Consider the following 23,858-nt stretch of genomic DNA (forward strand, 5'->3'; position numbering starts at 1 on the left):
ATCTCGCCACCTTTGGCATACGCTCCGGCCTGCAGTACCAGACTTACTGCTTCGGGTATCGTCATAAAGTATCTGATGATATCTGGATGCGTTACCGTTACCGGTCCTCCTTCTTTGATCTGTTTTTTAAATAACGGAATTACTGATCCATTTGATCCTAAGACATTTCCAAATCTTACTGCTACATATTCCGTTTTTGATTTTTTATTATATGTCTGTACGATCATTTCACATAACCGTTTCGTTGCTCCCATGATGTTCGTTGGATTTACTGCTTTATCTGTTGATATTAAAATAAATTTCTTTGTTTTATATTTATCAGCTGCTTTTACTACATTCAGTGTTCCAAAAACATTGTTCTTTACTGCTTCATTAGGACTGTCTTCCATTAATGGTACATGTTTATGTGCTGCTGCATGGTAAACAATATCTGGGTGATATGTTTCAAACAGCTTATCCACTTTTACTGAATTTCTAACTGATGCTATCATCGTTTCCAGATGCAAATCAGGATATTTACGTCTTAATTCCAGCTGAATATCATAGGCATTGTTTTCATAGATATCAACGATTATCAAAGTCTCTGGCTTATTGGCAGCAATCTGACGGCATAATTCACTTCCAATTGAACCACCGCCACCAGTAACCATTACTACCTTACCGGTTACATAACCCATGATGTCATCAAGATTGACTTTAATCGGTTCTCTGCCAAGTAAATCCTGAACTTCAACATCCTTAAAATCACTGATATGGATATCATCATTGATAAACTGATAGATACCAGGAAGTCTTTTGATCTGGCATCTGGTTTCCTTACAGATATTTAAAATATTAGCTAATTCCTTTTTACTGATTGAAGGCATCGCAACGAGGATCTCACTGACACCGTATTTTTCAACAGCTTCAATGATCTTGTTACGACCGCCATAGATATCAACACCATGGATCTGTCTTTTCCATTTGCTAGGTTCATCATCGATAAAGCAGACAACTTCTTTATAGATATGATTAGAGTTATTGATTTCTCTTAATACTTTTTCACCTGCTACTCCAGCTCCAACGATTAAAACTTTTTCTAGTGGTCGTCTTTCTTTTTCGGCTATTACATGTTGTTTATACATTCTTATAAAACGATATAAAAAGCGAGTTCCACCGACCATCAATACTAACATTAAAAAAAAGATTATATAACAGCTTTTAGGTTGCCCATTCCCAGTCAATTCACAAACGACTGTATTTATTATGCAATTTGTAAATGCGGCAATAATAATATTTTTTAATTCTGTAATTGAAGCAAACTGCCACAAACTATGATATAAACGAAAACAAACAAAAATTGAAATATCAATTAAAACTAGCAAAATGATTATATTGTTAAGTCTTGATAAAAACATTGGATCAATCGGTCCATTAAATCTTAAAAATAGTGATCCATATGCTGCAATTAAAATACTAATGATATCTAAACCTACTAACAGAAATCTTCGAGCATTTAATTTGGTCTTTTCTCCCATATCTCTTCCTCCCCCTAAAATGCTAAAAAAATAAATCACAATTTTATTTCATAAATTTACATTTCTGGTCAATATCATATACAAAATATATTATTTTAAATAATGATTAAAAAGTCAAGTAATTTCAAATACTTTATACACTTTATAAATTATTTTTACAATAAATAACAAAAAGTTTAACATTTATTACATTTAGATATTAAACAATAATAACAAATAATTGTACCTAATATAACCATTTTAATTATTTTCTAATTTTTTTGTTATTTAAATATGATTTTTTTAAGATTTTTCCTAATAAATTATTGCTTTTTTTTAACTTATAAAGGATAATACTATGCGAATAGTTATTTTATTTATGTTAATAATATATAAAATAAAAGTATATTGTTGGGAGGAAATATGGAAAAAACAGAATTAAATGATGAAGTTGAAATTGACTTATCAGAATTATTTAAATTATTCAAAAAAAATATCAAATTAATCATAATTCTAGCGTTAGTCGGGATAGTCATTGCTGTATCTTTAACTACCTTTTTTATTGATAAAAAATATGCTTCTCAAGGAAGTATTTTATTAAAAGCAGAAGTAGTTGATGGTTCAATCGACTCATCACAATTAAGCGCTAATAACATGATGGTAAATAACTATATTGAATTATTACAAGGAAATGCAATCCAAAATCAAGTTGCTAGTAATCTAAATATTACTGGTGATGAAGTTAATAAAGCTTTAACTGTTACCAATACTGCTGAAACACAAATTATTGAAATTAGTGCAACAACAACTAATCCAGAACTATCTAAAAATATCGTCGAAGAAACAATCACAGTATTTACAACATTAGTTCAAGAAAAACTTAATGTTACTAACTTGACAATTGTCGATCAGCCAGAAATAAACGCTAACCCAGTTTCACCAAGCATGACTAAAAATATTTTAATTGGTGGCATTATTGGGATCGTGATTTCTTTAGCATACATTTTGTTGACATATTTATTAGATACAAAAATCAAAAGCGGTGAACAAGCTGAACAAATTCTTGGAGTACCATTATTAGGAACAATTCCTTATTTTGAACAGTAACAATGGAATTTATTGATATCCATAGTCACTATACCTGGCATGTTGATGATGGCATTCAAGATCTTGATGAAGCCTTAGCGGCCTTAAAAGCTGCTAAAGCTCAAAATATTACTAAAATTGTTGCAACACCACACATCACCCCAGGAACAACGACCATCCAAGAATTTAATAAAATTATTCTGCAAATTGGTAAATTAAAGACATTAGCTAAAAGTTTAGATATCGAAATATATGAAGGTTGTGAAGTAATGTTAAATAGCGATTATTTAACACTACTAGAAAACAACCATTATTTGACTATTAATAATGGTCCTTATTTACTTGTAGAATTTAATGTAACTCAAAAATTACCTGGAGACTATGATGAACGTCTTTATGAATATAGTTTGAAAAATAAGCTGGTAATAGCTCATGTTGAAAGATATTTTCATCATCACTTAAACGAAAATATCATTAAAGAATGGATTGATCGTGGCTATATTATTCAAATCAATAGTTCAAGCATCTTAAATCAAGGTACTAGCCATGATTTTGCTATTAGATTATTAGAATTAGGAATGGTTCATGTTATTGCTAATGATGTACATCGCAGCAGTGGATTACGAAGCCCTAATTTAAAAGAGACATATGATGTTTTAACTAAAAAATTTAATAGTGAAGATATTATTAAATTAATGTATGATAATCCCTTAGCGATTATCAACGGTCAACCTATAGAATTAATAAAAATTCGTAAAGTATCGAAAATACCATGGTTTAAAAGGAGAAAGTAAATGTTAAAAAATAAAAGAAACAGTGTAGAAAAACAAACTTTTTTAATCACACAACCAGAAAATAAACATAGTAAAATTGATTTTAAAGAAGTATATCGTCATATTAGAACCGGAATTGAATATTCAACGGTCGGACAAAATGTAAAAGCGATAAATGTGACCTCATCAATTCCAGGTGAATCAAAAAGTACTACTTCAATTAATTTAGCTATGATTTATGCAACTAAATATGATAACGTTTTATTGATTGACTGTGATTTAAGAAAATCAACGATCCATCGTTATCTTAAATTATCAAATTCACGTGGTTTAACTAATGCTCTAATGGAATATGATGAAAGTAAAAAAATCAGTTCTAAATATTTTCAATTTTATGAAGATGATTCTTTTGTAGGAAAATTATCAGTTTTAACTTCTGGTGTTAAGGTTCCTAACCCTACCGAATTAATCGGTAGTACTGTTTTTAAAGATTTTATTAATGATTTAAAAGAATTGTATGACTTTATTATTATTGATTGTCCACCAATCATGTCAGTTAGTGATGCCATTCCAATTGGTAATGTTGTTGATGGAACTATCTTTGTTTGCTCATCAAGTATTACAAATCGTAAAGATGCTAAGGCATCAATTGAAATATTAAAGAAAAACAATGTCAATATTATTGGAACAGTATTAACCCAAGTCGAACAAGATAACAGTAAAAACGGTTATTATCACTATTACTAAAGATGAAAAAGCATAATAATAAGTTTTTTATAATTATTGTTCCAATATGCATTATTTTAATTTTAGCGATGATATTTTATGATCGTTACCAGACTAGTCAGCTAGCAAAAAAATATAACGATACAAATAATCAAACCACACAAGTATCATCAAATAATGATTTAGCAACGATTTATTGTGTCGGTGACAGTCTAACTCTTGGCACTAATGATGTTACTAGTTATCCTGGTTATTTAAAAGAAAGTCTTAAAAATGATATCGAAATAATCGGTGATAATCATATTAATTCTCAAGCCTTAGCTATAAAACTTGGTAATCAAGACGTATATGTAAACAACTTCACTATTCCAAGCGATACTAATGCCGTTAGTATTACATTATTAAATGAAAATGGTGAAGTTATCGATGCTCTTATCAATAGTCAAACCGGTATTGAATCATGTATTATCAACAATATCGCTGGAACTATTAGTTATGACAGTAACTCTAATCAATTATTATTTAAGCGTTTAGAAGCTGGTGATTCATCAATGATTACTACATTAACTAAAATAGAAATTACAAAGCCAGAAATTCTTAATGACAATATTTTAATTCTTTTTACTGGTTCCTATGAAGAAAGCATTCAAGGCAGCTTAGTAAATTATCAAAAACAAATAATCGATAGTTTCAATACCGATAAATACATCGTCGTATCACTAACAATAGATAATCGTGATGCTACAAATAATTTATTAGCTAATACATATGGTGAACACTACTTAGATTTTAAAAATTATTTACTTACTAATGGATTGAATGATGCTAAGATCACTGCTACTAGTGAAGATCAAATGGCACTTGCAAACAATAGTGTTCCTTCAAGTTTATTAATTGATGATATCAACGGTAATAATTATTATCATCAATTATTAGCTAATCAATTGATTAATAAAATGCACGAATTAGGCTATATAAACTAAAAAACAGGTACAAATGAAGTTGTTATTTGAACACTAAAATAACGACTTCATTTCAAAACCTGTTTTTTAATTTATATCAAACATTTTTATCATCATTTCTGTTTCTTTGACAGTTCCTTCAATCATAATTCTAGCCACTAGCATTTCAAAAGCTTCAAAATCTAAATTTGTTTTTTGTAACCTGTTAAACATCTTTTTACAGCTTCCATTACAACAAATCAATAACGGTAGATAAGCTTCAATCTGCAAATATTTACAATAATTTAAATAATTTTGAATACTAAAATCACCATCATTTTCAAAGCGATAAATACTGCTTCTACTAACATTGATCGCTTTAGCCACTTCATCTTGAGAAACCTGTCTGGTCCTTCTGATCCACTTTAAAACCTGTCCTATATGCAATATAATTCCCCACAAATTATATATTAAATCAACTCTAATTTTTTCATGCTCTTATAAATACCATCATTATCAGGATCATCAAAAGTATCATCAGCAATAGCTTTTAATTTTTCCGGAGCCAAATAAGAAACAACACCATATCCCGCATCTTTTATCATTTCATAATCATTCATACTATCACCAAAAGCAATTGTGTCTTCAATCTTACCACCCAAATAATCAACTGCCTTTTTAATAGCATCACCTTTAGTACAATTCTTTAAAATAATTTCACCATTAATAAAATCATCACTTTCTTTAGAAAAGATAACAATATTAAAAAATTCACTTAAATATTTTACACAATCATAAAATGCAATTTTATCTTCAGAAATAAAGCAAACCTTAGTAACTTTATGTTTTAAAATATCAAATTCACTAATTGGTAAACGAACTTCCTCGTTTTTTCTTTCCTCTAAAAAACGAGCCAATTCTAAGTTGTTTTCCATAATTTTACTATTCTTTTTATCAAAAAAATCCTTAACACCAGGAGTTTGATACAAAGCATCTTTTGTCTCTAAACTAAATAAAATTTTCTTATTAGTAAATAACAGCATTACTTCAGATAAAACATATTGATTAATAAAATTTTCAAATATGTATTTCCCACCAATGTTTACAAAACCACCAGCAGAAGAAATAATCCCATCAAAACCAATTTTTCTAATTGATTTCATAATTGACACCGGTGCTCGTCCCGTACATAAAAAGCACTTATGTCCATTTTCACGTGCCTGCTTAATTCCATTAGCAGTCTTTGGCGTAACCTGTTTACTAGGTCCCATCAAAGTTCCATCAATATCAAAAAATAAATATTTACCCATTTTGTACCCTCCATTATGATATGGCAATATTATACCTAATTTTTTTGATTTGACATTATTTTTTCATAAAATGATTTATATTTTCTTATTTAGTAAAAAATAGAAGCAATAGCGCTTCTATTCAAATTTGCTATCAACGGCAAATATATTATTTCCATTTAAATAATCTTTAACTAACATTCGTTTTTTACCAGCAATTTGTAATTCAGTAATTAAGTATATTCCATCACCAGTTTTAACACCAATGGCATCTTTAAAGATTTTTACGATCGTTCCATTTTCTTGATGTTCATGATGTTTTTTAGCGTTTGGACAATCATGAATATCACCGGCCCAGATTTTAACGTTTTTACCTTGATAAGTTGTAAAAGCTCCTGGCCATGGATTTAATCCTCGAACTTTATTATAAACCTGTTTTGCACTTAAGTTAAAATCCAGTTTCTCTTCTTCCCTTGAAATCGTTGGAGCATAAGTTACTAGACTTTCATCCTGAACAATTGATTGATTAGTACCTGCAATAATATCTGGTAATGTTTCTAAAAGTAATTTTGCTCCTGCTACACTTAAACGATCATATAACTGGCCAGTTGTTTCTTTATCACCAATAGCAATTTCCTGCTGACTAATAATATTACCGGCATCCATCTTTTTAACCATATACATAATAGTAACACCAGTTGTTGTTTCACCATTAATGATTGCATAATGAACCGGTGCCCCACCTCGATATTTAGGTAACAAAGAGGCATGAACATTGATACAACCTAGTTTTGGCGCCTCTAAAAGAGCTGCTGGTACTAATTGACCATATGCTGCCGTAATGATCAAATCAGGCTGTAAATCAATAATTGACTGATAATCATTTTTAATATTTGCTGGTTGAAAAACAGGAATATTATACTCTAAAGCTACTTCTTTAACTTCAGGCATCGTTAATACTTTCTTTCTACCAACATAACGATCAGGCTGAGTTACAACACCGATAATATTATAATCATTTTCTAATAAGTTAACTAAAACTTCTTTAGAAAAGCTTGCCGTTCCCATGAATACTATTTTTGTTTTTTCCATTTAAACACCATCACTTTCTTCTATTTGCCTCAATTATACCTTGTTTTAATTTTTATTTAAACATAAAAGTGCCCGCAGGCACTTATTTTAAAACAAACTACTGATAATATTAGAAATAATTAAAACAAAAGTCTCAATTACCTTAATACAGCCATCACTAATTTCTTTAACTACTAGCGATAATGTATTTTCCTCATTATCACTAACAGCTCCATAATCACTAGAGATTATTTGATTATTTTCAATCGTCTCTTCAAACTGTTCAAGATTCTGGTTAAAAACTTCTTTTTGAATCCCATAATCATTAAACAAACCATTAATCATAAAAATCAACATTCCCACCAAACATAAATCAATCAAAAAATTTTTCATCCTAAATACTCTCCTATTGTTCTTGCAATTACATCAACTGTTGCTTGTACTTCTTCTTTTGTATTACTTTGAGCCCCTACTTCAATTAATACCATATTATCAGTTGTTCCTTGATTATAATGAGAACTTTTAACATAAACACCACGACTTATTTTAGGAACCATGCCATTAGCAATATCTGATAAACTTTGAGACAATTGATTTACAGCATCAAACTTCCCACTGCTTTTCCCTACTACAAACATTATTTTGGCATAATTCTTATTTTCATGAGTTATCGTTGATAGCTCTTTAGAAATCGAATCACGATGAAAATCAATTACAAGATCATAACCACCCGTTAGCTTCAAACTCTCCTCTAAATACATTTTAGATACCGTATACGACTTGTTGTAAGCAATATTATGAACCGCCTTATAATTTTCAAAATCATTAGCTTCAACATCGCATTGATACCCCATTGCATTTAAACACTCTTTTAAATAGCCAGCTCCCAAAACCACATCATAACCATCATATTCTTCGCTTTGATGAGTATTATAAATATGAATTTTTTTATCCTTAGTTGCCACAAAATCACTATTATCAGTATTAAGGGCTACTGTTTGACTATCAGTAGAATCAATCGCATTAATTACTTGAGCATTATAATTAGTTACTTTTGTCGGTAAATATACAATTAATCCTGCTATCAATGTCAGTTTACCAACAATCAAGATACTGTTTTTTAGCCTCATTTCCATCACCCGCCATACAATTAATTGTATGCACGAATATAACTATTTAGTACCTTAAACTATTAATACTTTTACTAATTATTTTTGCCATGATCTCACATTGTTCATCAATCTGTTTATCACTTAAGACAAAATTACAATCAATTGGATCTAATACCTCACTAAACAACAATTCCAATTCACTATCATTTAACTTACCAATCTGCCCTAGCATCATCTCCTTTTGTTTAGGTGATAAATCTCCCTGGTATTTATCCCTTTTGCCTACTTTCAACTTATTAACTGGATTTAAACTATCACCAAAATAATCCAGTGTATAATTTAAAACATCACTAACAAGACTGCTTGCATATATTACTGTTGGTACCCCAATAGCAATTACTTTAGCGCCAATTGTCTTTTCATTAATAGCCTGTCGATAATTACCAATTCCACTACCAGGATTGATCCCAACATCATTAATTTGGATTACATGAGCTAATTTATGATAATTACGGGCACATAAAGCATCTACAACGATTACTAAATCGATATTTTCTTTTTCTACTAACGCTTTTACGATTGCAGCACTTTCCATACCAGTTTGTACCATAACTCCTGGTACGATCCCTAAAATATCATAAAAACGATTACTTAATTTTTCTTCATCATCTAAAAAATGAGTTATTCTTAAATCTCTTAAAGTACGCGGTCCAATGGCATCGTTGGTTAAAAACTGATTTCCTAATCCAACCATTAAAATTTTAGGATAATCAATTTTATCAATCAGTGGCTTTAAATTTTTAGTTAACTCTTCAACAATTACTCCTTGTTGTTTATAATCAGGAAAACTTATTTCAATATAAGTGCCAATTCCTTGATTAATACTATGATGTTCTTTTAAAATATTAATTTTTTCGATTCGAACACCATTATTTACATACTCCTCACGCTGGTAATGATTGTCTATTTCTAACTGTTCTAACGATTCTGTGGCTAAATCACTACGCATATTTTGAAAACTCATCATATCACCTGTTTTAAATATTGCCTAATCATTAAATTTTAATCGCTCAAAATCAAAAAAAAGTTGCATTTATCCAATTATTTATATATAATGAATGGGCAAGAAAAAAAGCGAGGTGAAAGATCATGGCAAATATGAAACAACAAATTAAACGTTATAAAAACGATAATCTAAAAAGAGCAAAAAATCATTCATATAAATCAGCTTTAAAAACTGCAATCAAAAAAGTATTAGCAGAAGTTGAAGCTGGAAATAAAGAAGGTGCAGTTGCTGCATACAATGTTGCTGCATCAAAATTAGATGCTTCTGTATCTAAAGGAATTCATCACAAGAATTATGCAAGAAGACAAAAATCAAGACTAGCTAAGCTGGTAAACTCTATCTAATGATAGGGTTTTTATTTTATTAAAAAAGGAGAAAATTAAATGGAACGAAAAGATATCGATATTAAAGATACCTGGGATTTAAGTACCATCTATTCTAGTGATCAAGCTTTTTACCAAGATCTAGAAAAAGCTAAATCATTAATAAATGATCTTGTTAGTTTCAAAAATAAAATCACTAATAGTATTGATAGTTTTTATAATTTTATGACTTTAAAAGATCAAGTCGAACGCATTATCAATAAATTATACTGTTTTGCTCATTTAAACTGTGATGTTGAACCAAACAATCAAACTTATCAAACCATGATGGCTAGTATTATGGGTATTTTAGAAGCCTCTTCAGTACAAATTTCTTTTGTCGATAATGAAATTATTGAAAACGAAGAAAAAGTCTTAACCTATATAAAAGATCCAAAGTTACAAAAATACAGCTATAAGATTCATTCTTTACTTTCATATAAACAACATATATTACCAAAAGAACAAGAAGAACTACTAGCTAAAGTTGATAGCATTTCAGATACTTCAAGTCAGGTCTTTGATGCTTTAAGATTAGAATTTGAAGATGTTGAAGAAAACGGTAAAAAGAAAACATTAAATAATGCTACTTTAAATAAATTTTTAAAAAGTAAAAATCCTGAAGTTCGTAAGCAGGCTTATACAAATTTTTTTAAAGAATATCGCCGCTTTGAAAACGTTTTTGCCCAAACTCTTTCAGGCGTTATGAAAAAAGATGCTTTTTATGCTGATGTAAGAAAATTCGCTAATTCATTGGAAGCTAGTGTTTTTGATGATGATGTTCCAAGTGATTTATTCTTTAAAGTACTTGAAAGTGCTAATGTAAAATATCGTCATCTATTCCATCGTTATAATCGTCTAAAAAAAGAAATCTTACAGATGGATACAATATACAATTATGATTTAAATATTCCTTTAGTTTCTTCAATCAATAAAAAATATACTATTGATCAATGCTTTACGATCATCAAGGAATGTTTAAAACCATTTGGTAAAGAATACTTAGAAATAATCGATAAAGCCCGTCAAGAACGCTGGATTGATTTCTATCCAACAACTGGTAAAAGAATAGGTGCTTACTCTAGTGGCTGCTATGATTCTAATCCTTTTATTTTAATGAATTTTATCGGTGATTATAATTCACTTTCAACTTTAATTCATGAATTAGGTCATAGTGCTCATAGTTATTTATCAAACCATAATCAAGAGTTTGTAAATGCTAATTATCGCATCTTTGTTGCTGAAGTAGCATCAACAGTAAATGAAACTTTATTGATCAATTATATGATCAATAATGCCAAAACCGATGATGAAAAAGCTTATTTTATCTATGAGCAATTAGAAAACTGTGTTGGTTTAATCTTTAGACAGCCAATGTTCGCTGATTTTGAATATAAACTTCATACTATGGCTGAAAATAATGAACCATTATCTTCAAAAGTAATTACTGATTTATATGCTAAATTAAATCAAGAATATTACGGTCCTGATGTTACATTAGATGAATTAACAGGCTGGTCTTGTTATTATGTTCCTCATTTCTACTATGATTATTACGTTTATAAATATACATTAGGAATGACTGTTGCTCTAGCAATCGTTAAAAGAATTTTAAACGGTGATCAAAAGCAAGTTGATGACTATCTAAATTTCTTAAGATCAGGTGGCAGCAAAGCTCCAGTTGACTTATTAAAAACAGCTGGTGTTGATCCTCTAGATGATCAAATCTATGAAGATGCTTTTGCTTATTTTGAAAGTTTATTAAATCAATTTGAAACATTAAAAAAAGCTTAGAAAATGCCCCAATTAGATCATACTAATTGGGGATTAATTTTATTATTTTTAAACTATTTTATCAAAAAATCCCACCATCATAGATACTATCTATTTTAGTGGGATCATATCATTTTTAAGCTTTTTTATTTTCTTGCTTTTCTTTTTTCTCTTTTGGTAAAAATAAGCTTAAAAGCAATGATACAACAAATACCCCTGCTACAGCATTACCATTAAAGATATCACCAACAACTGATGGGAAAGCAGCAAAGAAATTTCCTGAAGTTTGAGTTAATCCAACTCCGATACAAAAAGATAAAGATACTATGATCATCGTACGATCATCAAATTCGTTATCTTTAAGCATCTTAATTCCTTCATACATAATTGAACCAAACATCATTACTGTACACCCGCCTAGAACAGCTTGTGGTAACGAATTAAAGAAAGCTCCTAGTGGTGGGAATAATGAAGCTAGAATTAAAATTACCGCCCCTACAAAAATTGTAAAACGATTAATTACTCTAGTCATTGTAACCAAACCAACATTTTGACTGAAAGATGTTAATGGTAAACATCCAAAGCATCCAGAAATTGCACTTGAAAAACCATCAACAGCAAGTGAACCTTGTAATTCTTCCATCTTTATGTCACGATCTAAAGCCCCTTTACAAACAGCAGTAGTTGCCCCTGTTGTTTCTGCTGCTGATACTAAAAAGACAATAGCAATCGTAAAAAATGCTCCTAAATCAAAAACCGGCTGATGACTTGTAAAGAAAACTAGTTTAGGAATACTAAAATACCCTACTTCCTGAATTGTTTTGGAAACCCCTGAAAAATCAACCATTGGTGCAATATCAGCTACTGTAAAAACAATTGATAATAAATAGCCAAAAATCAATCCAACTAGAATATTTAAGTTTTTATAAACACCTTTTAATAAATAACGTGAAACAAGACAGACAATTAAAGTAAAAGCCCCTACAAATAAATGATACCAGGCTCCAAAATCCTGAGCGTTTGTTCCACCACCCCATGAATCCATACCAACAGATAATAATGAAAGCCCAATAGCAATTACTACGCAGGCTGATACTACCGGTGTTAAAAAGCGTTTCCAGTACTTAGCACTAAGTCCTACTAAACCTTCAAAGATACCACCTAAAATAACAGCTCCAATCATACCTTCATATCCAAGTTGTGGATTTGTACAAATTACTAATAAACTTCCTAAAAACGTAAAGCTAACACCCATAACAATTGGTAATTTAGAACCAATTTTCCAAATTGGATATAATTGCATGCAAGTTCCTATCCCGGCTGCAAACATCGCACATTGTAATAGCGAAGTAATCTCTGCTGAAGTTAAATGCTCTCCAGTTCCTCTTACAACGGCCGCACCACAAACGATCATTACTGGTGCCAGATTAGCAACAAACATTGCTAGAACGTGTTGTAACCCAAAAGGAATAGCCTTTTTTAAAGGTACTCGACCATTTAGTTTGTAAATATTTTCTGTACTTACAGACGTAACTTTCTCTTCCTTATTAATTTCCATTTTGAACCTCTTTTCAACCATATTTTTACTCAATTTTTATAAAACGAAAAGATTTTAACATAATTATTGTAAAATTTCATTATCTTTTTTTCTTTAATTAACTAAATAAACAAATATTTTATAACCTAAAAGGATATGATATAATAAATTTAAGCAAAATCAAAAAAATTAAGCTAAATCGGTAAAAAATTATCATTTAGATTTATATAAATTGGAGGAATTATGAAAAGAGAAGAAACAAGATCAATTAAAGTTGGTAATCTTACAATCGGTGGTAATAATGATGTCATCATTCAATCAATGACCAATACTAAAACTCACGATGTAGAAGCAACGGTAAAACAAATCCAGGATTTAACAGCTGCTGGCTGTCAATTAGTCCGCCTAGCAGTATTAGATCAACGTGATGCCCTGGCAATCAAAGATATTAAAAATAGAGTTAATGTCCCTCTAGTTGCTGATATCCATTTTGATTATCGTCTAGCCTTACAAGCAATTGAATCAGGTATCGATAAAATCAGAATCAATCCTGGTAACATTGGTTCAATCGATAAAGTAAAACAAGTAGTTACCGCATGTAAAGAACATCATATTCCCATTAGAATAGGAGTAAATGGCGGTTCTTTAGAAAAAGACATCTTAACCAAATACGGTAAACCAACCGCTGAAGGAATGATTGAAAGCGCTAAAAAACACGTCGAAATTTTAGAAAGTCTTGATTTCCACGATATTTGCATTTCATTAAAATCATCAAGTACTTTACTAACTATCGAAGCCTATAAACTTGCCAGCGAAACATTTGACTACCCACTACATTTAGGAGTTACAGAAGCTGGAACAAAGTTAAGTGGTACAATTAAGTCAAGTTTAGGAATTGGAACATTGTTATATCAAGGAATTGGTAATACAATCAGAGTTTCTTTAAGTGATAGTCCAGTTGAAGAAATCAAGGTTGCAAAAACACTTTTAAAAGAATTAGGATTAATTAAAAACGTTCCTACTTTAGTATCTTGTCCAACTTGCGGCCGAATTCAATATGATTTAATTCCTGTCGCTAAAGAAATTGAAGATTTTTTAAATACTATCAATGCCGATATTACAGTAGCCATCATGGGTTGTGCTGTAAATGGCCCTGGTGAAGCTAAACATGCTGATATTGGTATTGCCGGTGGTGTTAATGAAGGGTTATTAATTAAAAAAGGTGAAATTATTCGTAAAGTTAAACAAAGTGATATGGTTGAAGAATTGAAAAAAGAAATTTTATTGATGATTAAGTAGTGCTTTTTAGTACTACTTTTTTATTTGGTGCATATATTATATAAAGGAGGTAACTATTGGTGAATAATTGTTATAGTGATTTATTTGCATTAGATTTTAAAAATTTTAAACAGTTAGTTTATAGTCAGGATATTGATATTGACGAAGATCAGCTACTAATTATTTATAATTTAATTCAAAATAACCGTTATGCTTTAATTGATAGTCATTATAATGAAGTGCTTTATAATTATATAAGCGAAAAGACAAGTACTGCGACTTGTCTTAAAATTAAAAACTTTTTAGATAACTGTCCTGCTTACTTTAAATTAGGATTAAATGTTTGAGTCTTAAACATTTCTATTTCTTCTTTATATGGGGCAATTTTATTATTATATGGTGTTTCTAAAATCTTAGGAACACTTTTTAATTTAGGATGATGAACAATTTTATTTAAAGTTTCAAAACCAATTTTACCATAACCAATATTTTCATGACGATCTTTATGAGCCCCACGTTCATTTTTAGAATCATTTACATGAACAACCAATAATCTATTTAACCCTATTTTTTGATCCAATTCACTTAAAATATCATCAAATTTTGTTAAATCATATCCAGCATCATGAATATGACAAGTATCTAAGCAAAAACCAAGACATGAATTATCTTCTACATGATTAAAAATATATTCTAATTCATCAAATGTACGTCCACATTCACTACCCTTACCAGCCATTGTTTCTAGAGCAATTTTAACATCTCCACAATCTTTAGTAGCTTCATTTAGACCTTTTACAATTTGATTTAATCCAGCTTCTACTCCCGCTTTAACATGAGAACCAGGATGTAAAACTAAAATTTTAGCTCCAATCACTTTACAGCGTTCGATTTCTTTTTTTAAAAAGGTTACCGCTAATTCATAAGTTTCAGGTTTAATAGTATTAGCTAAATTAATAATATATGGCGCATGAACAACAATATTATTAATATCAATATTATTTTCTTCCATCAATGCTTTAGCCTCAGCAATTTTTAGCTGTTCAATCGGTTTTCTAACTGTATTTTGTGGTGCTCCAGTATAAAACATAAAAGTATTAGCACCATATGATAAAGCCTCTTTAACTGAGCCTAATAACATTTCTTTACCAGACATTGATACATGGCTACCAATTAACATTAAATTTCTTCTTCCTTTCTTTTAGCGATTTGAGCAGCTCTAGCTCGTTTTTGTTTACGAACTAGTTTTTCAATTTCTCTTTTTCTTTTTTTCTTATATCCTGGTTTAACTTTTTGAGGACGACGAATAATTTTTTGAACTTCTTTTTCTAATTCTGTTTGTTGTTTAACACGTTTAGTTCTTTTTAAACGTTCACCAAGGTCAACAAACTTGTTATTTTTGATCCCCATATTTTTAAATTCAATACCACGACGCTCTAAGATCCTTAAATTATTTTCATCAGTAGAATCATATAAACTATAACAAATACCAGTATATTTACCACGTCCACAGCGACCACTACGATGAATATAGAAATCCGGTTCTTTAGGTAACTGATAATTAATTACATGTGAGGCCCCATCAATATCGATTCCTCTAGCAGCAATATCAGTTGCCACGATATATTGGAATTCGTTATTATTGATTCGACGCATCATTTGTCTTCTTTCACGTGGTTCTAAATCCCCATGAATCTCACCAACTTTTAAACCATCTTCGCGTAATCTTTTAGCAATACTAGCAACTTCTTCACGAGTATTTGCAAAAATCAAACAAATATAAGGATCAATTAATGATATAATTTTCTTTAAAACATCATAGCGGTCATGATGTTTAGTTGCTAATAAAATATTTTCAACATTTTGATTAGTAATAGTCTGGTTTTCTATTTCTACTAATACCGGTGCTTTTAAATATTTCTTTAAAAACGGACGCATAATTTGTGGAATAGTAGCTGAAAAGACCAGCATTTGTAAATCTTCTTTCATTTTAGAAGCAACAGCATCAATATCTTCTAAATAACCAAATTCAAACGTCATATCAGCTTCATCAATAACCATAATATCTGCTGTAGTTATTTTTAATGCTTGTTCATCTAATGATAAATCTTTAATTCTTCCTGGTGTTCCAATTACAACATGTGGTTGCGTGGTTAATTTTTGAATAGTCTTTTGACGATCGTTACCACCTATAATTAAAGATACTCGTAATTTAGGATTATATTTTTCAAATAATCTAGCATTATCAAAAATTTGTTGTGCAAGTTCTCTAGTAGGTGCAGTAATAACAGCTTGCACCATATCTTTTTCAGGATCTATTTTATCCATAATCGGTAATAAAAACGCATGAGTTTTTCCAGTACCTGTTTGTGAAATACCAATGACATCTTTATTCTTTTTAATCAAAGGAATTACTTTTTCTTGAATTGCTGTCGGCTTTTTAAACCCAAGTTCATTAATTACTTGATTACAAAAGTCCGCTAATTTAAACTGATTAAATGTACACATTTTTAAACATTCCTCCTTTTCTTAAAGTCAATTAATTTTATCATAACAAAATAAAAAAGCAACTATAATTACTTATTAATAAAATCAATCACAAAAGATTTTCTCATGCATAACTTATTATAGAAGGAGGGATAAAATGAATCCATTTTATGATGAAAATTATTACTACAATAACTTTAACCCTCAAATGTATCCTATGAATCCACAATTTCCAATCAACAAAAAAATGAGGAATAAAGAAAACCTAAGAAAAACCATTCACTATGCCACTAGAACAATCTATACTATCAACCAGATTATTCCATTAATATATCAAATTCGTCCCATCATCAATAATACTAAAAACGCTTTTAGAGTCATAAATGCAGTTAGTCATATTAATGATATTGATTTTGATGAAGTAGAAAACAGTATTACTCCGATTGAAAAACAAAAAACCGAAAATAACCAGGACAATAATGACGTCACCTTTGAAAATATGATACAATAAATTTCGAGGTGACTTAAATGAAAGTATATCCAATTAGTCCAAGAGGCTATTGTAAAGGCGTTGTTAGAGCTATTCAAATAGCTAAGCAACAAGCAAATAAAAAAGATGTTTATATTTTAGGTATGATCGTCCATAACCAGTATATTGTTGATGCCCTTAAAAATCTTGGTATTAAAACCCTCGATAAAAAAGGAGCATCACGATTAGAATTACTAGACCAGGTTGATCATGGTACGATAATCATCACTGCTCATGGTGTTGATGAAAAAGTAATAAAAAAAGCTAAAGAAAAAAAACTAGAAGTTATTGATGCAACATGTCTTGATGTAATCAAAACTCATGATTTAATTAAAGAATATTTAGCTAAAGATTATGAAGTATTATATATTGGTAAAAATGGTCATCCTGAATCTGAAGGTTCATTAGGTATTGATCCTAAACATATTCATTTAATCGAACAAAATCTCGATATTGATAAATTAGATCCTAATAAAAATTATGTAATTACTAACCAGACTACAATGTCATTATATGATGTTTATCAAATTTGTAATTACGCCAAAGAAAAACTTCCTAATTTAACAATCGCTAAAGAAACCTGTCAAGCGACAACTATTCGTCAGGAAGCTATTGCAAAAATTCCTCAAGAAGTTGATATTGTCTTTATTGTTGGTGATCCTCATTCCAATAACACTAAAAAATTAGCTAATATAGCTAAAGAAAAATCTTTAAAAGAGACATATATGATTGAAAGTGTTCATGATATTGATATTGAATTGCTTAAAAACAAAAAAATCGCTGCTGTTAGTTCTGGGGCTTCAACACCAACATATTTAACTAATCAGGTGATTGAATATTTAAACCAATTTGATTATCAAGATCATAATACTTATCAAAAACCAGAACTTGATATGAGCAAAATAATTTAATTCATAATTTGAAAATAATAATGTTCTAATTACAACGATGATATAATGCAGGATGTTAATAATAAATAATGGAGAAAGAATATGGAAAAAAAGATTATATTTTTTGATGTTGACGGTACTTTAGTTGCCGGAGTTGATGGGGTTGAATATGTCCCTGAATCAACTAAAAAAGCAATTGCTTTAACTAGAGCTAAAGGAAATCTAGTATATTTATGTACTGGTAGAAGTAAAGCTGAAATCTACGATTTTATCCTTGATTGTGGTATTGATGGTGTTATTGGTGCTGGTGGCGGTTATGTTGAAATCGGTGATACCATGCTTTATCACAAAAAAGTTACTAAAGAGGCTGTAAATCATATGGTTGATTATTTTGAAGCTAATAATTTTGATTACTATGTTGAAAGTAATGGTGGTTTATTTGCTAGTAAAAATCTTGTAAAAAGATTGGAGCGTATTATTTATGGTGATATCGAAAATGATTTAGAAGCTAGAAAACGCTGGCAACGTAAAGAAAATCACTTTATTAATGCTTTGATTGAAGGTGAAGAATTACGCCGTGATGATATTAATAAAGCTTGTTTTTTAGAAAATCCAAATATTCCTTTTGATGATATTATTAATGAATTCAAAAATGAATTTAATGTTATTCATTGTACAGTACCTATGTTTGGTGATGACAGTGGTGAATTATCAGTTCCTAATATTCATAAGGCTAATGCTATTGAAACTTTAATTAATCATTTAGGAATTGATCGTAAAAATACTTATGCTTTTGGTGATGGCATGAATGATAAAGAAATGCTTGAATATGTAAATGTTGGTATTGCCGTTGGTAACGCTAAAGAAGGTTTAAAAGCGGTTGCCGATGAAGTAACTGATGATATTACTAATGATGGTATCTACAATGCCATGAAACGCCATAATTTAATTTAATGAAAAACAGTGTTTAGAATTTAACTAAACACTGTTTTAATAATATTTAAAATAATCCTGGCTTTTTGCACTAATTGCTTCAATATCCAATTCGTTTAAAATTTCAACTAATTTATCTTCCATGATAACTTCTAAATGATGAGGAACATCAATTAATACAATGTCATGATCTAAAGCATACTTGGCATGACGATGTTTACTATCACCAGTAATATAGGCATCAACACGATTAACTAATTGTTGCAAATCATCACTACCACTACCACCACAAATAGCTACTGTTTTAATTAACTTTTCTTTTCCCGCTAAACGTACTGGCACGTTATAAACTTTTTTAACTCGATCAACAAGTTCACTAGTCAGACATGGTTGTTTTAATGTTGCCATTTTTCCAACTTCAAGTTCATCATAACATTTAACATCAGTTACATCCAAAGCATTAATTAACCAGTCATTCATTGAAATTCCATTTTGACCACGGTCTAAACAAGTATGTAAACTATAAACTAAGATATCATTTTTAAATGCTAATTCCATAAACTTACCATGATGATTATTAGTATTTAAGTTATTAACTTCTTCTAACCAGAATGGATGATGAGTAACTAACATTTGACAATCGTTATCAATTGCTTTTTGTAAACTGATAATATCAGCATTTAAAGCTACCATAACTTTATTAATTTCTTTATCAACATTACCACATTGAACCCCACATTTATCCCAAGACATTTGTAAATGTAAAGGAAAATATTTTTCTAAATGGGCAATGATATTAGCTCCGTTCATGTAATACCTCCTCTATCATTTTCATTTTATCATTAATTTCATGATAACGGGGATGATCGTGTGGTAAAGTAGTTTGAATTTTTTGATAAACACGATATTGTTTTTCCCATTTTTCTTTAAATAAAGAGCCTTGATTATTAATCAAAATCGGTCCAAATTCTTCATCTTTTCGCGTATAAGTAATTGCTTTATTTTTTCGACTAGTAACAACCATCACTTCATATATATGTCCAGCATCTTTAACCATTCTTTCATCAACAATGATCCAGTCATTGGCAAAGAGATACTTGCGTAAGTGATCATTATTAGCATTAGCTTGTAAAAACATTACTTTAACTCCTCTTAAATACTCACGATGAGCATCTAAGATTTCACTAATCAAATAAGAACCCATGCCACTAATACTTATCATATCAACCTGGCGATTAATAAGTGGATCTAACCCATTTCCTAACAGGGCAAAGACCTGATCTTCTAAACCATGCATTTTAATCGTTTCTTTAGCTGACTCTAATGGCCCTTTAGCCACATCACAAGCATAAGCACATGTAATTATTTGATTTTTTACTAAATAACAAGGCAAATAACCATGATCACTGCCAATATCTGCTAAAGTGCTTCCTTGTTTATATTCACTAATTACATCAGCAATTAGCTGTAATCTTTTTGATAGTTTCATTTTAGCGATCTAAGAAATCCTTTAATCGTTTTGAACGTGATGGATGTTTTAATTTTCTTAAAGCTTTAGCTTCAATTTGACGAATTCTTTCTCTAGTAACACTGAATTCTTTTCCAACTTCTTCTAATGTTCTAGTACGACCATCATCAAGACCAAATCTTAATCGTAAAACTTTTTCTTCACGATCAGTTAACTCTAATAAAACTTCATTTAATTCATCTTTTAAAAGTTCGTTAGCCGCATAATCATCAGGAGACATTGCCCCTTCATCTTCAATGAAATCACCTAAATGTGAATCATCTTCTTCACCAATAGGTGTTTCTAATGATACTGGTTCTAAAGAAATCTTTTGAATTTCACGAACTTTTTCTGGTGACATACCATCAACTCTTTCAGCAATTTCTTCTGCTGTTGGTTCACGACCTAACTCTTGAATTAATTGTCTTTGAATTCTAGTTAATTTATTAATTGTTTCTACCATATGAACAGGAATACGAATTGTTCTAGCTTGATCAGCAATTGCTCTAGTAATTGCCTGACGAATCCACCATGTTGCATAAGTTGAAAATTTGAATCCTTTAGTATAATCAAATTTTTCAACAGCTTTAATAAGCCCCATATTTCCTTCTTGAATCAAATCCAAAAATAACATTCCACGTCCCACATATCTTTTAGCAATAGAAACAACTAAACGTAAATTGGCAGCTGCTAATTGTTTTTTAGCTTCCTCGTCACCTTCTAAAATTCTTTTTGCTAAAGAGATTTCTTCATCATGCGTTAACAGTTCAACACGTCCAATTTCTTTTAAATACATTTTAACTGGATCGTTGATTTTAACATTGCTTCCTAATTGATTTTGATCCATTTCAGCATCAGATTCAGCAACTTGATACATATGAATTGTATCACCAGTCATCATATCAAAATCACCGGCAAAATCTAAATCAGGTGTATCATCATCCAATCCTAAGTCATCATCAAGACCTAAATCATCATCTAATCCTAAATCATCAGGAACACCAGCTAATAAAACATCATCTTCAACATCTAAATCATCTAATCCATCGTCAGAAATAACAATATCATTTTGACCGATGAATTCTAGTAAATCTTCAGCCATTTCATCACTTAGATCATAAGTAGATAAATAATTATCTATTTGATCTTGTGTCAAAATACCATTCCCTTTTTTGGCATCATTTAAAACAATATTTTTCAAATCATCAAACGATAGTGCAGTTACACTTTTTTTCTTCATACAATTACTCCTTATCTTTCAATGCTATGATTTCTTTTAAAATCTGGGCTTTTTGTTTAGGATCAAACGTATTAGCCAAAGCATCTGTTAATTCCTTTTTACGCATAATTACAGTTTTTTCTTTAATTACTTTTATATAATCATCAATTGCCTGATAATCCTTCAATTCTGGTAATTCTAATTGCGAAATTTCAATAATATTTTGGACTAAATTCTCATCTTCAATACTATCAATAAAATCTGCAATTTCTAAAACTGGATTTTGGCGATAATAATCAACAATGTATGAAGCGATAATTCGATAATTATCTTCAATCATAAATCCAATCTTCGCTTCATACTTTAATGCGACATTTTTATCAAGCATCATATAATATAATAAATCTTGTTGAGCTTGAGTATATTTATCAAGCAATTTTGTCGATTGCTTTTTAACTGGATAATTAACCTGTTTAACCTGGTTAACTATCTGCATCGTATTTTTATAAATTAATTGTTCAATAATATTTTTAGAAAATCCGGATTTTTTCTCTAGTTTTTGGACATAATAATCTTGATCAACAATATCATCAAGATTGCTAATATCTCGAGCAATCATCTCTAAATACTGTTTACGATTTTCATAATTATTCATATTAGTCATTTCATAATAATAATCCATTTTAAAATCTAAAGCTGATAACGGATTATTTACTAATACTTGAAGTGCTGCTTGTCCTTGCTGATTTAAAAACTCATCAGGATCTAAACCATCTGGTAAAGCAATAACCTTAACTTTAAAACCAGCTTGTAACAATATTTCCATACTCTTTATTGTTGCATTACGTCCAGCCCGATCGCCATCTAAACAAAGATAGATAGTTCGTGTCAATCGTTTTAATAACTGAATATGACCATTAGTTAAAGCAGTCCCCATAATAGCTAAAACATTTTTTATTCCAGCTTTATAAAAGGCAATAACATCCATGAACCCTTCAGTAATAATTACATATCCAGCCTGACGGGTTGCTTCACCTACTCGGTGATAGTTATATAAAGTATTCCCTTTAATAAATATGGCTGATTCTGGGGAATTCATATATTTAGATTCATTTTGACTAGGCTGATAAATTCGCCCACTAAAACCAACGACTCTTCCAAGGGCATCGTGAAGCGGGAACATGATTCGATCAACAAAACGATCATAGCCATTACCAGCTTCGATGATCAAACCAGATTCATACATTTTTACTTTATCAAAATTCATTTTTTCAAAAGCTTTTAATAAAATCTGGTTAGAAGGTGCATAGCCAATTTCAAATGTTTCAATTATTTCATCATCCATTTGTCGTTTATCTAAATATTCTTTAGCTGTTAAAGCAAGTTTTGTCGTCAAATAGTGACGATAAATCTTATTGGCCTCTTCATGCATTAAAAATAATGGTTCTAATTTTTCATCAACATGTTTAACCCGATTTTCTAAGTTATATTGACTAATATCAACATTACCCATTTGAGCTACCATCTTGACAGCTTCAATATAGGGGATTTTTAGATAATCTTTTAAAAAAGTAAAGACATTACCAGCATGATCACAAACAAAACACTTATAAATCTGACGTTCTGGTGAAATTGACATTGAAGGATTAGAATCATCATGAAAAGGACATAAAGCAAGATAATTACGCCCCTTTTTTTGCAGTGGCAAATATGTACCAATCACATCAACTATATCAACACTTTGTCTAATTTCCGTGATCTTTTCCGGTGATAGTCTTGGCAT

At 30.0% G+C, this 23,858-nt stretch carries 25 protein-coding genes; 11 read left to right on the plus strand and 14 right to left on the minus strand.

Annotation, left to right across the window (positions count from 1 at the left end; genetic code table 11):
• Positions 1–1,517 (minus strand): nucleoside-diphosphate sugar epimerase/dehydratase (locus B5E92_RS10265; RefSeq protein ID WP_087301845.1); only part of this gene is annotated, 1,517 nt, incomplete at its 3' end.
• Positions 1,518–1,919: 402 nt separating this feature from the next.
• Here B5E92_RS10265 and B5E92_RS10270 point away from each other — a divergent pair.
• From B5E92_RS10270 to B5E92_RS10285, 4 genes are read left to right on the plus strand one after another with little or no spacing between them, the layout of a single operon-like run.
• The gene (locus B5E92_RS10270) at positions 1,920–2,603 is read left to right on the plus strand and encodes a YveK family protein (RefSeq protein ID WP_087301847.1); all 684 of its coding nucleotides are present in this window, start codon (positions 1,920–1,922) and stop codon (positions 2,601–2,603) included.
• Positions 2,604–2,605: 2 nt separating this feature from the next.
• Positions 2,606–3,376: a tyrosine-protein phosphatase gene (locus B5E92_RS10275; protein WP_087301849.1), complete on the plus strand. Its 771-nt coding sequence runs from the start codon at positions 2,606–2,608 to the stop codon at positions 3,374–3,376.
• On the plus strand, positions 3,377–4,102 hold the full coding sequence (locus B5E92_RS10280) for a CpsD/CapB family tyrosine-protein kinase (protein WP_087301851.1): 726 nt from the start codon (positions 3,377–3,379) through the stop codon (positions 4,100–4,102). It begins immediately after the preceding gene.
• 2 nt (positions 4,103–4,104) lie between these two features.
• Complete coding sequence (locus tag B5E92_RS10285) at positions 4,105–5,064, plus strand: hypothetical protein (RefSeq protein WP_087301853.1); 960 nt, start codon at positions 4,105–4,107, stop codon at positions 5,062–5,064.
• Between the two features lie 66 nt (positions 5,065–5,130).
• Here B5E92_RS10285 and B5E92_RS10290 read toward each other — a convergent pair whose 3' ends face one another.
• The 6 genes from B5E92_RS10290 to gpr all read right to left on the minus strand — a co-directional run bounded on the left by B5E92_RS10290 (position 5,131) and on the right by gpr (position 9,518).
• Positions 5,131–5,469: a helix-turn-helix domain-containing protein gene (locus B5E92_RS10290; RefSeq protein WP_158095218.1), complete on the minus strand. Its 339-nt coding sequence runs from the start codon at positions 5,467–5,469 to the stop codon at positions 5,131–5,133.
• A 23-nt stretch (positions 5,470–5,492) separates the two neighbouring features.
• The gene (locus tag B5E92_RS10295; protein ID WP_087301857.1) at positions 5,493–6,332 is read right to left on the minus strand and encodes a Cof-type HAD-IIB family hydrolase; all 840 of its coding nucleotides are present in this window, start codon (positions 6,330–6,332) and stop codon (positions 5,493–5,495) included.
• 117 nt (positions 6,333–6,449) lie between these two features.
• Positions 6,450–7,403 (minus strand): methionyl-tRNA formyltransferase, encoded by a 954-nt coding sequence (gene fmt / locus B5E92_RS10300; protein ID WP_087301859.1) that lies wholly within the window; start codon positions 7,401–7,403, stop codon positions 6,450–6,452.
• 87 nt (positions 7,404–7,490) lie between these two features.
• Positions 7,491–7,775, minus strand: coding sequence for a hypothetical protein (locus tag B5E92_RS10305; protein ID WP_087301861.1), 285 nt, complete (start codon positions 7,773–7,775; stop codon positions 7,491–7,493).
• A complete protein-coding gene (locus B5E92_RS10310) occupies positions 7,772–8,512 on the minus strand; it encodes a stage II sporulation protein P (protein WP_087301864.1) in 741 nt (246 codons plus the stop codon). Before B5E92_RS10310 ends, B5E92_RS10305 begins: the two co-directional genes overlap by 4 nt.
• A gap of 46 nt (positions 8,513–8,558) precedes the next feature.
• Positions 8,559–9,518: a GPR endopeptidase gene (gene gpr / locus B5E92_RS10315; protein WP_087301866.1), complete on the minus strand. Its 960-nt coding sequence runs from the start codon at positions 9,516–9,518 to the stop codon at positions 8,559–8,561.
• Between the two features lie 125 nt (positions 9,519–9,643).
• On the opposite strand from gpr, the gene rpsT reads away from it, so the two are divergent.
• Both rpsT and pepF read left to right on the plus strand, forming a co-directional pair.
• Entirely contained in the window at positions 9,644–9,904 is a 261-nt protein-coding gene (rpsT, locus tag B5E92_RS10320; RefSeq protein WP_087301868.1) for a 30S ribosomal protein S20, read from the plus strand.
• Between the two features lie 39 nt (positions 9,905–9,943).
• Complete coding sequence (gene pepF, locus B5E92_RS10325; protein ID WP_087301870.1) at positions 9,944–11,716, plus strand: oligoendopeptidase F; 1,773 nt, start codon at positions 9,944–9,946, stop codon at positions 11,714–11,716.
• Between the two features lie 115 nt (positions 11,717–11,831).
• Here pepF and B5E92_RS10330 read toward each other — a convergent pair whose 3' ends face one another.
• Positions 11,832–13,253, minus strand: coding sequence for a uracil-xanthine permease family protein (locus tag B5E92_RS10330; RefSeq protein ID WP_087301872.1), 1,422 nt, complete (start codon positions 13,251–13,253; stop codon positions 11,832–11,834).
• Between the two features lie 222 nt (positions 13,254–13,475).
• Between B5E92_RS10330 and ispG the strand changes: the two genes are divergently transcribed.
• Positions 13,476–14,531 (plus strand): flavodoxin-dependent (E)-4-hydroxy-3-methylbut-2-enyl-diphosphate synthase, encoded by a 1,056-nt coding sequence (gene ispG, locus B5E92_RS10335; RefSeq protein ID WP_087301873.1) that lies wholly within the window; start codon positions 13,476–13,478, stop codon positions 14,529–14,531.
• Between the two features lie 59 nt (positions 14,532–14,590).
• Complete coding sequence (locus B5E92_RS10340; protein WP_239404203.1) at positions 14,591–14,857, plus strand: hypothetical protein; 267 nt, start codon at positions 14,591–14,593, stop codon at positions 14,855–14,857.
• Here B5E92_RS10340 and B5E92_RS10345 read toward each other — a convergent pair.
• Both B5E92_RS10345 and B5E92_RS10350 read right to left on the minus strand, forming a co-directional pair.
• Entirely contained in the window at positions 14,830–15,690 is an 861-nt protein-coding gene (locus B5E92_RS10345; RefSeq protein ID WP_087301877.1) for a deoxyribonuclease IV, read from the minus strand. The two genes, B5E92_RS10340 and B5E92_RS10345, sit on opposite strands and share 28 nt — an antisense overlap.
• A complete protein-coding gene (locus B5E92_RS10350) occupies positions 15,690–17,018 on the minus strand; it encodes a DEAD/DEAH box helicase (RefSeq protein ID WP_087301879.1) in 1,329 nt (442 codons plus the stop codon). Before B5E92_RS10350 ends, B5E92_RS10345 begins: the two co-directional genes overlap by 1 nt.
• Positions 17,019–17,154: 136 nt before the next feature.
• On the opposite strand from B5E92_RS10350, the gene B5E92_RS10355 reads away from it, so the two are divergent.
• The 3 genes from B5E92_RS10355 to B5E92_RS10365 all read left to right on the plus strand — a co-directional run bounded on the left by B5E92_RS10355 (position 17,155) and on the right by B5E92_RS10365 (position 19,370).
• Complete coding sequence (locus B5E92_RS10355) at positions 17,155–17,508, plus strand: hypothetical protein (protein ID WP_087301881.1); 354 nt, start codon at positions 17,155–17,157, stop codon at positions 17,506–17,508.
• A gap of 17 nt (positions 17,509–17,525) precedes the next feature.
• A complete protein-coding gene (locus B5E92_RS10360) occupies positions 17,526–18,437 on the plus strand; it encodes a 4-hydroxy-3-methylbut-2-enyl diphosphate reductase (protein ID WP_087301883.1) in 912 nt (303 codons plus the stop codon).
• Between the two features lie 81 nt (positions 18,438–18,518).
• On the plus strand, positions 18,519–19,370 hold the full coding sequence (locus B5E92_RS10365; RefSeq protein WP_087301885.1) for a Cof-type HAD-IIB family hydrolase: 852 nt from the start codon (positions 18,519–18,521) through the stop codon (positions 19,368–19,370).
• A gap of 36 nt (positions 19,371–19,406) precedes the next feature.
• On the opposite strand, the gene B5E92_RS10370 is transcribed toward B5E92_RS10365, so the two are convergent.
• Genes B5E92_RS10370 through dnaG form a run of 4 tightly spaced genes read right to left on the minus strand, consistent with a single transcriptional unit; the run spans position 19,407 to position 23,858 of the window.
• Positions 19,407–20,159: a Nif3-like dinuclear metal center hexameric protein gene (locus B5E92_RS10370; RefSeq protein ID WP_087301887.1), complete on the minus strand. Its 753-nt coding sequence runs from the start codon at positions 20,157–20,159 to the stop codon at positions 19,407–19,409.
• Positions 20,146–20,838 carry a class I SAM-dependent methyltransferase gene (locus tag B5E92_RS10375; protein WP_087301889.1) on the minus strand — a complete coding sequence of 231 codons (693 nt, stop codon included), beginning with the start codon at positions 20,836–20,838 and terminating at the stop codon, positions 20,146–20,148. The genes B5E92_RS10370 and B5E92_RS10375 overlap by 14 nt, the downstream gene beginning before the upstream one ends.
• Before the next feature lies 1 nt (position 20,839).
• The gene (gene rpoD, locus B5E92_RS10380; RefSeq protein ID WP_087301891.1) at positions 20,840–22,096 is read right to left on the minus strand and encodes an RNA polymerase sigma factor RpoD; all 1,257 of its coding nucleotides are present in this window, start codon (positions 22,094–22,096) and stop codon (positions 20,840–20,842) included.
• A gap of 4 nt (positions 22,097–22,100) precedes the next feature.
• Positions 22,101–23,858 (minus strand): DNA primase, encoded by a 1,758-nt coding sequence (gene dnaG, locus B5E92_RS10385; RefSeq protein WP_087301893.1) that lies wholly within the window; start codon positions 23,856–23,858, stop codon positions 22,101–22,103.

It is taken from the genome of Erysipelatoclostridium sp. An15, assembly GCF_002160675.1.
Taxonomy (GTDB): Bacteria; Bacillota_I; Bacilli_A; order Erysipelotrichales; family Coprobacillaceae; genus Thomasclavelia; species Thomasclavelia merdavium.

Coding starts and splice junctions, on each gene's coding strand:
- B5E92_RS10355 (WP_087301881.1), top strand. CDS start 17,155: ATGAATCCATTTTATGATGAAAATTATTACTACAATAACTTTAACCCT.
- B5E92_RS10270 (WP_087301847.1), top strand. CDS start 1,920: ATGGAAAAAACAGAATTAAATGATGAAGTTGAAATTGACTTATCAGAA.
- B5E92_RS10345 (WP_087301877.1), bottom strand. CDS start 15,690: ATGTTAATTGGTAGCCATGTATCAATGTCTGGTAAAGAAATGTTATTA.
- rpsT (WP_087301868.1), top strand. CDS start 9,644: ATGGCAAATATGAAACAACAAATTAAACGTTATAAAAACGATAATCTA.
- pepF (WP_087301870.1), top strand. CDS start 9,944: ATGGAACGAAAAGATATCGATATTAAAGATACCTGGGATTTAAGTACC.
- rpoD (WP_087301891.1), bottom strand. CDS start 22,096: ATGAAGAAAAAAAGTGTAACTGCACTATCGTTTGATGATTTGAAAAAT.
- B5E92_RS10360 (WP_087301883.1), top strand. CDS start 17,526: ATGAAAGTATATCCAATTAGTCCAAGAGGCTATTGTAAAGGCGTTGTT.
- fmt (WP_087301859.1), bottom strand. CDS start 7,403: ATGGAAAAAACAAAAATAGTATTCATGGGAACGGCAAGCTTTTCTAAA.
- ispG (WP_087301873.1), top strand. CDS start 13,476: ATGAAAAGAGAAGAAACAAGATCAATTAAAGTTGGTAATCTTACAATC.
- B5E92_RS10330 (WP_087301872.1), bottom strand. CDS start 13,253: ATGGAAATTAATAAGGAAGAGAAAGTTACGTCTGTAAGTACAGAAAAT.
- gpr (WP_087301866.1), bottom strand. CDS start 9,518: ATGAGTTTTCAAAATATGCGTAGTGATTTAGCCACAGAATCGTTAGAA.
- B5E92_RS10365 (WP_087301885.1), top strand. CDS start 18,519: ATGGAAAAAAAGATTATATTTTTTGATGTTGACGGTACTTTAGTTGCC.
- B5E92_RS10280 (WP_087301851.1), top strand. CDS start 3,377: ATGTTAAAAAATAAAAGAAACAGTGTAGAAAAACAAACTTTTTTAATC.
- B5E92_RS10305 (WP_087301861.1), bottom strand. CDS start 7,775: ATGAAAAATTTTTTGATTGATTTATGTTTGGTGGGAATGTTGATTTTT.
- B5E92_RS10275 (WP_087301849.1), top strand. CDS start 2,606: ATGGAATTTATTGATATCCATAGTCACTATACCTGGCATGTTGATGAT.
- B5E92_RS10285 (WP_087301853.1), top strand. CDS start 4,105: ATGAAAAAGCATAATAATAAGTTTTTTATAATTATTGTTCCAATATGC.
- B5E92_RS10350 (WP_087301879.1), bottom strand. CDS start 17,018: ATGTGTACATTTAATCAGTTTAAATTAGCGGACTTTTGTAATCAAGTA.
- B5E92_RS10295 (WP_087301857.1), bottom strand. CDS start 6,332: ATGGGTAAATATTTATTTTTTGATATTGATGGAACTTTGATGGGACCT.
- B5E92_RS10370 (WP_087301887.1), bottom strand. CDS start 20,159: ATGAACGGAGCTAATATCATTGCCCATTTAGAAAAATATTTTCCTTTA.
- B5E92_RS10310 (WP_087301864.1), bottom strand. CDS start 8,512: ATGAGGCTAAAAAACAGTATCTTGATTGTTGGTAAACTGACATTGATA.
- B5E92_RS10375 (WP_087301889.1), bottom strand. CDS start 20,838: ATGAAACTATCAAAAAGATTACAGCTAATTGCTGATGTAATTAGTGAA.
- dnaG (WP_087301893.1), bottom strand. CDS start 23,858: ATGCCAAGACTATCACCGGAAAAGATCACGGAAATTAGACAAAGTGTT.